We start from the raw sequence: 12,096 nt of genomic DNA on the forward strand, positions 1-12,096 counted from the left end.
GCACCAGGCCTCATTTCTCGGTTGATGGGTTCAACAACGGCGTCAGTTGATTCACCAACTCCTCAACCGAATGGTGCGTAGCGTCCAGCCGGATCACCGGGCAGCTCAACGGTTTCAACCAGGTTTCATGCCGACGCAGGCTACGTAGGCTGTGATTGCCAGTATCGTAGCGTGCGGCCCAGGTGAGAAAGGCGACACTGTTTTGATGGCGGCTGCCACCTTCCAGGATCTGCTCCCCGTAGCGCTGCGCTTCTCGCAGGCGCAGGCGTTGCAGGCGCACTTGCGGTTCTACGCGCAGGAACACCACATGGGTGAATAGCGGGATCATCGCGTCGCCCCAGCCGCAGAGTGAGCCCGACAATACCCAGGCTTGATGGCCGGCGGTATGTTCCTGCAGCAGGCGGAGGCGTTCGTCCCGGAGCCGGGCGATGGAAAAGGGTTCGAGGGTTTGCTGCCAGTAATAGAAATCGGAGTCGAAACAGGCAATATTCAGGTGCTCGGCCAATACCTTGCCCAAGGTAGTGCAACCGGTGCCCGCTGCGCCGAGGATATGAATTCTGTATGCCATGGCGTCCCTCCATGGCATTGAGTGTAAACCGTGAAGTTTCAGGCCGGCAGGTTCAGTGCCCGGCACTCCTTTTGCGATGCAAAATGACCTGACCGATCAAAGCCCAGGCTTGGTTGCCGTTTGTGCGGCCTGCTCATACCCGTGGGCCACCGCCAACAACGTGGGCTCGCTCCAACGGGTGCCGAAGAAGTGGGCGGCCGTGGGTAAACCGTCTTCGTTCGTGCCGGAGGGTACGGTGATACCTGGGTAGCCGGCCGCTGCTACGCCGAAGTAACTGTTGGTATCAAAATCCGACACTATGGCGTCCAGTTTATAAGTCTTGATCGGCTCATCCACGCTGCTGCGAAAATCCTCGATCAGTTTTTCCCACGCCCTTTCGCGCTGTTCTGGCGCCAGTGTGGAGGCATTGATCTGCTTGAGCAGGGGCTGATGATCGGTATCCGTGCCGTCACGGTCTTCGTTGAACTTGATCAGCTCAGCCAGTGACTTGACTGGCAATCCCGTGCGCTTGGCCAAGTAGCCATTCAACTCTTCGTTTACATCCGATAACAACAGTTCTTCATAGCGTGACTCATCTGCCATACGCAGGTTAATCGGCACTAAAACCGCCCCTTGTGCCTCAAGCACCTCCAGTGCTTTGCTGAATTGCGCACTATTTTCCACAGCCTGAACTTCACCGTTTGCAGAAAACGTCTTGGGATATCCAATACGCTTGCCCTTCAACGCACCAGGTACCAATAACTGCGTGTAATCAACCCCTTCTGGAGCGCCCACGCTCGCCGGATCGTTGAGGTCGCGGCCAGACATGGCGTTGAGCATCAGCGCCGCATCGAACACCGACCGTGCCATCGGGCCCGGTGTGTCCTGGTGCTGGCTAGCCGGGATAATGCCATTGCGGTCCAACAAACCGACGCTGGGCTTGAGCCCAACCACACCATTGAATGCTGCGGGCACGATGATCGAGCCGTTGGTTTCGGCCCCCACCGCCAAGGGGGCCAACCCTGCGGCGACGGCTGCGGCCGAGCCGGAACTGGAGCCACCCACCTGCGCGTCCGGATGATGTGGGTTGCGAGTCTGACCACCGCGGGTACTCCAGCCATCGGGAGCGCCGCGAAAACCGGCCAGCTCCGTCATGTTGGTTTTACCGAGAATCACGGCGCCCTGGCTGATCAGGTATTCAACTAATGGAGCGTTTTTACCCGCCGCCTCCCCTACCAGAGCAAAGGCACCTGCACTGGTTTGCATGCCTGCAGTCTCAATGGTGTCTTTGAGCAAGATAGGTATTCCGTGCAGTGGTCCGCGCACCTTGCCATTGGCCCGTTCCTGGTCCAGCGTGCGGGCGCTTTCAAGCGCTTGCGGGTTGAGTTCAATAACAGAACTCAGTTGCGGATCCAGCGTGCGAATGCGCTCCTGCAAATAATTGACCAGCCCTTGCGAGGTGATGCCCCCCGGTCGCGACATCTGCTCAGCCAGTTCGCGCACACTGGCATATTCCGTCCCGGCGGGGATAGGTTTTGAAATCGCTGGCGACGATTGAACAGGTAAAGTGTTATGTGCGTAGTTAACAAAAAAACTTACACCAGAGCCGATACCAAACATGAAACATCTCCTGCGAGAGGAAGAAATGGCGAAGGATCCCGATTGACCCAGGTGCCAGTCTAAAAACTCCCCTCCCGCCAAGAAGCGCGACATTGGTAGTTCATCCTGTTGGATTGTTCAGCACCTCCTGTACTCCCAGACGTCGAGCACTGCGGTATCCCAGTACGAGTGCCGTAAGGGAATCCTTCGACCACCGCGCACCGTAGAACCACAACACTGCACCATCCTCAAGCGGTTCGTTAAGCCTTGGGTAGCCACTCCAGCATGCGTCGTGGAAGGCGGCGTTCTGGCTATCGGCCACCAGAGCGTCCAGTTGGTACGCGCGCACAAGCTCATCGATTTCATTGCCGCCAGAGCGCGGATCATCGGCGTGGCGCGCAGGCACCGGCACCAAGTTGGTTCCGGCCCGGCGCAGAACATCCAACGCGCGCAAGAATGCCACCCCGTGTTCGATCGGTGTTTGATCATGCCCCCACCGCTGGGCGAACCCCACGCGCCTGCCGCTCAACGTCGAGGCAGCGCTGAAAGTGCTGTTGTTCTGTACCAGCGGCACCTCGACCATCACCGGCCCTGAGGGCTCCAGGCCGCTCAAGGCAATCAACGACAACGAGGGATCGCGCGTAGGTTTCAGGGGAAGAGCCGGTGCGTTATAGCCGGGGATTGGTATGCTGGTGGCCAAAGCAGGATCGGCACCAAAAGCGATGCTGCGTGAGTTTGTAGGGCCAGTAGCAGGATGGATACTCGCAGCGGGCTCCTCGAGCCCCGGCGCCAATTGCTTGGATGGGCACGCCATGCCGACTCGCCAATATTTGCTACATTCACTTTCCATCGGAACTACCCCGAAAATAGATTCTCGGAGATCATCGCACCCTTGACTGGCGCCTGTCGCAGCCTTGAAACAGCTTGAAAACTCCTTTTTCCGCGGCCATCGCTGTCAGCTGGCGAGGCGCTCCTGCGTACCCTCAGTCTCCACCTCCAACCACCACGCATGGCCGCGCTCGGGCTGGTTCAAGCGAAACGCCTGCCCCATCGCCGGGGTGGTGATCGATACATTGCGCTCCCAGGCCAGGGCCATGATGCGGTCGAAGGGTTCGTGCCAGGCATGGAATGCCAGATCGAAGGTGCCGTTGTGAATGGGCAACAACCAGCGCCCTTTGAGATCGATATGCGCCTGCAAGGTTTGCTCCGGTTGCATGTGCACATGGGGCCAATCGACGTTGTAGGCGCCGGTCTCCATCAGGGTCAGGTCAAACGGGCCGTACTGCTCGCCAATGCGCTTGAAACCATCGAAATAGCCAGTGTCGCCACTGAAGAAGATGCGCCGCGCATCGTCGATCATCACCCAGGAACACCACAGGGTCTGGTTGCTATCAAACAGGCCGCGTCCGGAAAAATGCTGTGCCGGGGTAGCGATAAAACGAATGCCATCGACTTCCGTGCCCTGCCACCAATCCAGCTGACGGACTTTATTGGCATCGATCCCCCATTTGATCAGCGTCTCGCCCACGCCCAGGGGCGCCAGGAAGTAGCGGGTCTTACCAGCCAGTTGCACCACAGCCTCGTGGTCAAGATGGTCATAGTGGTTGTGGGAAAGAATCACCGCCTCCAGCGGTGGCAACGCTTCAAGGCTGATAGGTGGGGCGTGGAAACGCTTGGGGCCTGCCCAACTGAACGGTGACGCGCGCTCGGCGAATACCGGGTCGGTAACCCAGAATTTACCGCGCATCTTCAGCAGTACCGTCGAATGCCCAAGGCGGAACACCGTGTGGTCGGGTGCCGCCAACAACTGCTCGCGTGTCAGTGGCTGCACCGGGATCGGCCCCACTGGCCGCGTAGTGCGTGGTTTGTTGAACAGCATGTTCCAGAAAATGCGCAAGGTTTTGCCAAAACCGCCGTGTTGCATCGGGGCGTCATTGGTGAAGTGCCCCTGGTCCTGCCCGGCAGGCTGGAGCGCTGCAGGCGCAGGGTCGACACGGGTTGAAATCGTGGCCATTACCGAGTGACTCCTACAGTACGAAGAAGAATTACACTGCACAGTGTAGTTTCTAGATTGCAACAAAATCCGGAGCAAGTAAACTGCTGAGTGTAATTTCCTGATTGAGTCGAATGCCATCCATGACTGCCCCCAAACGCCTCACCGAGCGTAAACGCGACGCCATCGTGGCGGCGGCGATTGCCGAATTTCGCGAGAACGGTTTCGAGGTCACCAGCATGGACAAAGTTGCCGCCACCGCCGGCGTTTCCAAGCGCACGGTGTACAACCACTTTCCCAGCAAGGAAGAGCTGTTCGCCGAGATCCTGAGCCAACTGTGGGCCAGCAGCGTTGCCCAACTGGACGTGAACTACGCCAGCGACCAGCCGCTGCGCGATCAACTGCGCAAGTTGCTGGAAGCAAAAATGAAGATGATGTCGGACGCCAACTTCCTCGACCTGGCGCGCGTGGCCATAGCTGCCACCATCCATTCGCCCGAACGTGCGCAAGATATGGTCAATCGCCTCAGCGCACGGGAAGAAGGTTTTACCCAATGGGTGCGCGCTGCCCAGGAAGACGGCCGCCTCAACTGTACCGATCCAGCTTTCGCGGCTCACCAGATCCAGAGCCTGCTCAAGGCCTTTGCCTTCTGGCCGCAAATCACGCTCGGCCAGCCCACCCTCGATGTGGCCGCCCAGGCTAACGTCATCGAATCTGCAATCGACCTGTTCCTCGCCGGCTACGAAGTGCGCACCCCGCCCCTGCATCAGGACCTGTTGCCGGGGCGACATTAAAGGTCGCTTTTGGCGCATTCACCCGCTGTTTTGCGCAAATGGCCTGAAAGGACACTGATTATTCCTACAGGAATAATCGACAATATCGGCCGCTATTATCCGATCATCGACGCCGACCGTTGACGCACGCTGTCGCACCTGCAAAAAACACCTGACCCAGGACACTATGGAAAACAGACGAGGCAAAGGGCTTTCATTTGCCAGACGTATCTACAAGCCAAGGATCATCGGCCTGGGTATCGGTAGCATCAGCGTAATCGGCGCGTTGTATCCCTTGTCAATGCCAGGCTGGGTATGGGCGTTGTTGTTGTTCAATGGCCTTGCCTGGCCGCACGTGGCTTATCTGATCTCGACCCATTCGCCGTTTCCCTATCAAGCCGAACGGCGCAACCTGCTGTATGACTCATTGTCGGGCGGTTTCTGGGCAGCGGCCACCCAGTTTTCGCCACTGACGGCCGTCACCATTCTGTCGATGATGGCCATGAATAACGTCGCTGCCGGTGGCACACGCTTGCTCCTGCATGGGCTGCTCGCACAAGCCGCCGGCATCGCGATAGCCTGGAGCCTGTTCGGGGTAAAGTTCGATTCCAGCGTCAGCCTTTCCGAGGTCTACACCTGCTTGCCGATGCTGACGCTCTACCCGATGGCCATCGGCATGGTCTGTTATCAGTTGGCAATCAAACTGTCGCAACATAAACGCGCCCTCAGCGCCCTGAGCCGTATCGACAGCCTGACCGGCCTGCTCAACCATGGCTCATGGAAAGACCTGCTGAACCTCAAGTTCCATAAGTGCCAACAGCAACAAAGCCAGGCGACCATTGCCCTGATCGATATCGACCACTTCAAGCGTATCAACGATATGCACGGCCATACCGTCGGGGATGCGGTACTGCGCCAGTTGAGCCAGGAATTACGCCAGCACCTGCGCGAAGAAGACCTCGCCGGCCGCTACGGAGGTGACGAGTTCTGTGTGATCCTTCCGAAAATGCCCTTGCAAGATGCTGCGCGACTCATGGAACAGATGCGCGAAAAATTCAGTAGCTACCGCACTGCGCAGATCCCCGAATTACGCGTGAGCCTGAGCATCGGCCTGGCGGATTTTCAACCGGCCTTCAAGGATGCGGTCATGTGGCTCAACGCTGCGGATCGCGCGCTGTACGCTGCCAAGAACAGCGGCCGCAACCGCGTCAGGACCAGCGATCGAAGATCGCCTGTTCAGCCGCAGTTGTCTGATAACACCTCGTCCGAATCTTCGTCGGCGGGCCTGCCGCAATAGCATAATGCCGCCATTGGTCGGCTACCCGAAAATGCCCCTGCTCAAGCAGCGAACTTCTGGGCCGGCCGATCACTCTGAACCCCTTGTTCCACCCCCTCTGTCAGCATCAGGAAGCTGGCAATGAGCAAGTCAACCGTAAGGCCTGGGGCCCTACGGGGTCAGGCGCAAATACATGGATACCGCATATGCTTGCATGCCCGAGCCCTCTAACATGCTATTTAACACCCACAAGAAAACCATCAGCACCCTGCAACACAGCATTGCCCAACAGGCCAGCCTGCTGGATGCCATCGAGCGCTCCATGGCCGTCATCGAATTCGACCTGCAAGGCACTGTGCTGCGGGCCAATGAGAACTTCTTCAAGACCATGGGTTACCGCGCCGAACAGGTCCTGGGCCAGTCCCACCGGATGTTCTGCACCCCCGCGTTCGCCCGCAGCGCCGAGTACAACCAACTGTGGACGCATCTGCGCAACGGCCAATTTCAGTCGGGCACGTTTGAGCGGGTGGGTGCCAACGGTGATTCGGTGTGGTTGGAAGCCAGCTACAACCCGGTACGCGATGAAGCCGGTCACGTGACCAAAGTGGTGAAGTACGCCATGGATGTCACCCCACGCCTGCAAGCCGAAAGTGAAGCCAACGCCAAGCTGCAAGCCATCGACCGCGCCATGGCGATGATCGAGTTCAATCTCGATGGCACCATCATCACCGCCAACACGAACTTCCTGCAGCGCATGGGGTACAGTCTGGCGCAGATCCAGGGCAAGCATCACCGCCTGTTCTGCACACCCGAACTGGCCAACAGTGCAGCCTACAGCGAGTTCTGGAAACGCTTGAACCAGGGCGAGCTGTTCAATGGCCAGTTCGAGCGGGTGGATAAAAACGGCCAGGTGGTGTGGCTGGAAGCCAACTACAACCCGGTGTACGACGCCAGCGGGCGCCTGTGCAAAGTGGTGAAGTTCGCCTCCGATGTTACCGCCCGGGTCCAACAACATGCCACCGAGGCGCAGAGCGCGGCCCAGGCTTATCACCTGTCATTGAGCACCCAGGAGATGGCCGAAAAAGGCGCCGAGGTGATCCAGAAAACCGCCACCGGTATGCGCGAAATTGCCCGGGATATCGACACATCCTCGCAACTGATCGCCAAGCTCGGCGAGCGCTCGCAGCAGATCACCGCCATCGTCAACACCATTCGCGGCATCGCCGACCAGACCAACCTGCTGGCTCTCAACGCCGCCATCGAAGCCGCACGCGCCGGCGAGCAGGGCCGTGGCTTTGCCGTGGTTGCCGATGAAGTGCGGCAGTTGGCGGCGCGCACCAGCGGCTCCACCGCCGAAATTTCCGGCATGATCGCCATGATCCAGGACGAAACCCGCCAAGCCATCGACAGCATGGACGCCACCCGCGACCGTGCCGCCCACGGCGTAGAACTGGCCAACCAGGCGGGCACGGTGATCCTGCAGATTCGCGAAGGCACCGGCGAAGCGGTCCAGGCGGTGAGCGCGTTTGCCAACGACCGGGGCAATCGCTGACCGGTTCTTCATGCAGGTGGCTGGTGGGCTCGGTCTATAGTGTTGGTTGTCTTTACGCTAAGCACTCGAGCCCGCCATGACCCCAGACAAACCCGAATCCGCCCCCACCGACCACTTGCGTTTCCACCGTGGTCACGCGCACCTGGCGCCGACCTTTGGCAACGACACCTTTGCCCTCAAAGCCGAGGCCTTCGCACGCTTTTTTGGTACCCCGACCTTCCTGGGCGCACAAACCGCGATCGTCGTTTTGTGGGTGGTGCTGAATGTGACCGGCGTCACCCACTTCGACGTCTACCCGTTCATCCTGCTCAACCTGGCCTTCAGCCTGCAATCGGCTTATGCCGCGCCGCTGATCCTGCTGGCCCAGACGCGCCAGGCGGCGCGGGATAAAGCTCAGTCCGACGCCGACGCACAGCATCGCGAAGCCCTCGCCACCGCCAACACCGAACGCCAGGCCCAGGCGGCCCAGACCACCAAGCAATTAATGGAACTGCTGGAGCAGAATACCCGGCTGACGGAAATGACCAAGCAACTGACCGAGCGCATCGAGACCCTGACGTGCGAAATGCATGCGCAGTTTGTGCGTAAAGCCTAACTTCGCCGCCCGCGCACATGCCGCCCCAGTTCATCAAACAGCGTGACCACCGAGCGCAATGCCCGGCAATCAGGCCGTGTCAACAGCCACAGCGCGGTGTCGTGCCCTACCAATGCAGGGCTCAGTGCTTGCAAGCCTTCGCCCATTAGAAAATCCGGCAACGCCGCCACACCCAACCCGGCGCGCACCAGTTCAGTCACCGACTGCATGCTGTTGCAGCAATAACTGGGACGCACACCTGGCAAATGTTCACGGCGCCAGGCTACCGTGGGGTGGTCGGGCAAAAAGTCGTCCGGAGCGATCCAGGCCAGGTCGGCCAGCGCCTGGCCTGCATGCCGATGAGCATAGTCGGCACTGGCGTACACTTGGTACGCAACAGTTCCCAGGCAACGTCCGACCAGATGCTCCGGCGGTTTGCTGGTCAGGCGCAGGGCAATATCCGCATCACGACGGCTGAGGTTGGCGAAGTCATTGGACGTGCTCAGTTCCAGCACCAGTGCTGGATAGGCCGGCATGAACTGCGCCAGGGCCGGCAGCAGCAACCCTTGCAACACCGAGTCGGTGCAGGTCAGGCGCACGGTGCCGCTGATCACTTCTCCACCCTGCTCCACACCTATGCGCGCAGCCTCCAATGCGAGTTCTGCGCGTTCGGCCTGTTGCGCCAGGTTGCTCGCCAGGCTGGTGGGCAAGTATCCGGCGCGGCTTTTTTCAAATAAGGTCTGGCCCAGGGCCGACTCCAACCGCCGCACCGCACGGAACACCGTAGACACGTCCACCCGCAGCAACGCTGCCGCCCGTGCCAGGGTGCCGCCACGCACCAGGGCAAGGATCAATGACAGGTCGGGGTAGTCAAGTTGATAGTGCGTGGCTGCATTGAGCATGTGCGTAAATGCCAATATTGATTGCGCGAACGCCAATTTATAGTGGGTATCAGCACACCACAAGCCATGGGACATACACGATGACAGCCCCCGCCCTGCACCTCGCCCTGATCGGCGACTACAACCCTGATGTGATCGCCCACCAGGCTATCCCGCTGGCGCTACAGCAGGCCGCCGCCGCCCTGGGTCTGAGCGTCCAGGTGCAATGGCTCGACACCGACACACTCACCTGCACCTCTGCCCTGCACGGTTTTGACGGCTTCTGGTGCGTCCCCGCCAGCCCCTATCGCGACACCGAGGGCGCACTGCGGGCAATCCGTTTTGCTCGTGAGCAAAGACGCCCTTTCCTCGGCACATGCGGTGGTTTTCAACATGCTGTATTGGAATTTGCCCGTAACGTACTGGGTTGGGCCGATGCAGAGCATGGCGAGTTGGCTCCAGACGCTGAACGCGCCGTCATCACGCCCCTGAGCTGCTCCCTGGTAGAAGTGAACGACACCGTGCGCCTGGCCCCTTACACCCGTATTGCCCAAGCCTACGCCAGCGTGGATATCCACGAAGGCTATCGATGCCGCTACGGCATCAACCCCACGTTTGCTGGCGCACTGCTTGAAGGCAATCTGATTCCCACCGGCCACGATTCAGCGGGCGATCTGCGCGCCGTGGAGTTGCTCGACCATCCGTTCTTCGTCGCCACCCTGTTCCAGCCTGAACGCGCTGCGCTGAACGGCATCACCCCGCCCTTGGCACTGGCCCTGCTCAAAGCGTGTCGAGGGGCATTGGTATGATCGCCAAGACACCAGCCCCGCCTTATTACGCGGTGATTTTCAGCTCACTGCGTACCGATGGCGACCAGGGTTATGGCGAGGCCGCCTCGCGGATGCTGGCACTGGCGGCGGAACAACCTGGGTTTCTCGGGGTGGAGTCGGCGCGAGAAGATGGGTTGGGGATCACAGTGTCCTACTGGACCAGCGAAGCGGCGATCCTGGCCTGGAAACAGCAGGCCGAGCATCGGCAGGCGCGTGAGCGAGGGCGGGCCACTTGGTACACAGCGTTTCACACGCGGGTATGCAAGGTAGAGCGGGCGTACACCTACCCTCGTTGAAACACTAACCCTCATTTGACCCTCACCGACCAGAAAAAGCTGCGGGCTAGCTCACCAAACTGCGCAACGCACTGATCTGCGGGATCTCCACCCGGCGCATATACACCCGCAACGGTTCGGTGATGTTGATGCGGTCATCGATGTTCTGGTCCAGCAGCAACCGTATGCGTTCGCGGCACAGGGTCATGGTGTGGTCGGCGGCCGGTAGCCAGACGAATTCGGCAGTGGGGATGATGCCGTCATCGGCCACGTCCATGCCGAAGGCATCTTCGCTGAAACGCACGATGTACTGGCCGGTCTTGCGATTGAGGCCGACAAAACCCTGGAGTTGGTCGGCGGCCTGGCAGATAAGTTCTGAAGTGATGCGCATGGTAAACCTCACTGAAAAGTCCCATAGGGACTGGAAAGATGGTTTACACGCGTGGCAAAAAATACTGCCCTCTGACGGGGCAGCTATGGCCAAGAATACTGCAATGCAGCACAAAAAAACCGACAAAATTGGCTCGCGCGCACGTTAATGTCGGTTTGGTGATAGCGCCTTTCGCAATCAATTGTTAAAAAGGACACCTTCTCAAAGTTACCTCCACGAAAGGACTTCGCATATGCCTGTCACGTTTACCAAGAGCGCCTTGCTGCTGGCGTTGATGCTCGGCCTTGGCCAGGCACAGGCTGCCGACCCGGTCAGCCCGGCTGAATTGGCAACAAACGAAGGCATACCCTACCCTGCCGTGATCGCTCACCGTGGTGCTTCCTACGACGCACCTGAATCCACCGCCGCCGCCTACAAGGTGGCACGCGACCTGGGGGCCGACTACCTGGAACTGGACCTGCAACGCAGCAAGGACGGCGTGCTGTTCGCCCTGCACGACAACAACCTGCAGCGCACCACCGACGTGGCCACCAAGTTCCCCGAGCGCAAAGACGCGCCTGCCAACGAGTTCACCTGGAAAGAACTGCAAACCCTCGACGCCGGCAGCTGGTTCAACGCCGCCTACCCGGACCGCGCGCGCCCAGGCTTCGTTGGCCTGAAGATCCTGAGCCTGGACGACATCATCAAGATCGCCGAAGGCAACCCCTCGCACAAACCCGGCCTGTACATCGAGACCAAGGAGCCCAAGCAGTTCCCGGGGATCGAAGCCGACCTGAAAAACAAGCTGCTGGACAAGGGCTGGCTGAGTTCCGCCGGCTCCAAGCTGGGCAAGAGCAACACCGGCGTCGGCCAAGGCCGTGGCCGCGTGGTGCTGCAAACCTTTGAAGTTGCAAGCCTGCAAGAGTTGCAGAAAGAAATGCCCAACACACCGAAGATCCTGCTGTTGTGGGTGGGTGAAGGCAGTATCGAGCCCAAATCCAAAGTCACCTTCGCCGAGTCCGGTGAAACAACCAAGTCTGCCTACTACGCCAAGCAAGAACCGAAAGACGCCGCCGAATTCGAAAAATGGGTCGACCAGGCCAAAAGCCTTGGCGCCATCGGCACCGGCCCGTCGGCTGAACTGACCGACCACGGCGACCAGAGCTACACCGACCTGGTGAAGCCTGAAATGAACAAGCTGACCCACGACAAGGGCCTGTTGGTGCATGTGTACACCGTGGATGAGCCGGTGGATTTCGAGAAAGTCATGAAGGCCGGCGTCGATGGCATCTTCACCAACCGTGCCGCCGAGCTGCTGAAGTTCTACAAACGCTGGCCGTCGTCCAGTGTTCAGGACCTGCTCAACGACCATAAGTACTAAGGGCATTGGTGTCAGTGAGCCATTAAGGATGAGTTAAGTTGCGCC

13 protein-coding genes are annotated in these 12,096 nt (G+C 59.5%); 7 read left to right on the forward strand and 6 right to left on the reverse strand.

The window, feature by feature from the left end:
• Positions 1-10 precede the first annotated feature (10 nt).
• The 4 genes from E4O97_RS21900 to E4O97_RS21915 all read right to left on the reverse strand — a co-directional run bounded on the left by E4O97_RS21900 (position 11) and on the right by E4O97_RS21915 (position 4,160).
• Positions 11-568 (reverse strand): AAA family ATPase, encoded by a 558-nt coding sequence (locus E4O97_RS21900; RefSeq protein ID WP_216091996.1) that lies wholly within the window; start codon positions 566-568, stop codon positions 11-13.
• A gap of 96 nt (positions 569-664) precedes the next feature.
• The gene (locus E4O97_RS21905; protein WP_248162245.1) at positions 665-2,167 is read right to left on the reverse strand and encodes an amidase family protein; all 1,503 of its coding nucleotides are present in this window, start codon (positions 2,165-2,167) and stop codon (positions 665-667) included.
• Positions 2,168-2,267: 100 nt separating this feature from the next.
• Entirely contained in the window at positions 2,268-2,774 is a 507-nt protein-coding gene (locus E4O97_RS21910; protein WP_248162246.1) for a hypothetical protein, read from the reverse strand.
• Between the two features lie 327 nt (positions 2,775-3,101).
• A complete protein-coding gene (locus E4O97_RS21915) occupies positions 3,102-4,160 on the reverse strand; it encodes an MBL fold metallo-hydrolase (protein ID WP_248133390.1) in 1,059 nt (352 codons plus the stop codon).
• Positions 4,161-4,282: 122 nt separating this feature from the next.
• Here E4O97_RS21915 and E4O97_RS21920 point away from each other — a divergent pair, with 122 nt between their 5' ends.
• The 4 genes from E4O97_RS21920 (at position 4,283) to E4O97_RS21935 (ending at position 8,335) form a co-directional block, all read left to right on the forward strand.
• Positions 4,283-4,933, forward strand: a complete 651-nt coding sequence (locus E4O97_RS21920; protein ID WP_032879809.1) for a TetR/AcrR family transcriptional regulator — start codon at positions 4,283-4,285, stop codon at positions 4,931-4,933.
• Between the two features lie 166 nt (positions 4,934-5,099).
• Positions 5,100-6,209 carry a diguanylate cyclase gene (locus tag E4O97_RS21925; protein ID WP_248133389.1) on the forward strand — a complete coding sequence of 370 codons (1,110 nt, stop codon included), beginning with the start codon at positions 5,100-5,102 and terminating at the stop codon, positions 6,207-6,209.
• Between the two features lie 211 nt (positions 6,210-6,420).
• Complete coding sequence (locus E4O97_RS21930) at positions 6,421-7,740, forward strand: PAS domain-containing methyl-accepting chemotaxis protein (RefSeq protein WP_122733683.1); 1,320 nt, start codon at positions 6,421-6,423, stop codon at positions 7,738-7,740.
• Positions 7,741-7,816: 76 nt separating this feature from the next.
• Positions 7,817-8,335 carry a DUF1003 domain-containing protein gene (locus tag E4O97_RS21935; protein WP_032879806.1) on the forward strand — a complete coding sequence of 173 codons (519 nt, stop codon included), beginning with the start codon at positions 7,817-7,819 and terminating at the stop codon, positions 8,333-8,335.
• On the opposite strand, the gene E4O97_RS21940 is transcribed toward E4O97_RS21935, so the two are convergent.
• A complete protein-coding gene (locus tag E4O97_RS21940; RefSeq protein ID WP_078822127.1) occupies positions 8,332-9,216 on the reverse strand; it encodes a LysR family transcriptional regulator in 885 nt (294 codons plus the stop codon). The genes E4O97_RS21935 and E4O97_RS21940 overlap by 4 nt on opposite strands.
• A gap of 80 nt (positions 9,217-9,296) precedes the next feature.
• On the opposite strand from E4O97_RS21940, the gene E4O97_RS21945 reads away from it, so the two are divergent.
• A complete protein-coding gene (locus E4O97_RS21945) occupies positions 9,297-10,004 on the forward strand; it encodes a CTP synthase (protein WP_248162249.1) in 708 nt (235 codons plus the stop codon).
• The gene (locus E4O97_RS21950) at positions 10,001-10,321 is read left to right on the forward strand and encodes an antibiotic biosynthesis monooxygenase (RefSeq protein WP_032879804.1); all 321 of its coding nucleotides are present in this window, start codon (positions 10,001-10,003) and stop codon (positions 10,319-10,321) included. Before E4O97_RS21945 ends, E4O97_RS21950 begins: the two co-directional genes overlap by 4 nt.
• 46 nt (positions 10,322-10,367) lie before the next feature.
• Here E4O97_RS21950 and E4O97_RS21955 read toward each other — a convergent pair whose 3' ends face one another.
• Positions 10,368-10,691, reverse strand: coding sequence for a DUF2025 family protein (locus tag E4O97_RS21955; RefSeq protein WP_078822129.1), 324 nt, complete (start codon positions 10,689-10,691; stop codon positions 10,368-10,370).
• 232 nt (positions 10,692-10,923) lie between these two features.
• On the opposite strand from E4O97_RS21955, the gene E4O97_RS21960 reads away from it, so the two are divergent.
• Entirely contained in the window at positions 10,924-12,051 is a 1,128-nt protein-coding gene (locus E4O97_RS21960; protein ID WP_248162251.1) for a glycerophosphodiester phosphodiesterase, read from the forward strand.
• Positions 12,052-12,096: the final 45 nt, after the last annotated feature.

It is taken from the genome of Pseudomonas sp. W15Feb34, from assembly GCF_023127765.1.
GTDB lineage: Bacteria > Pseudomonadota > Gammaproteobacteria > Pseudomonadales > Pseudomonadaceae > Aquipseudomonas > Aquipseudomonas synxantha_A.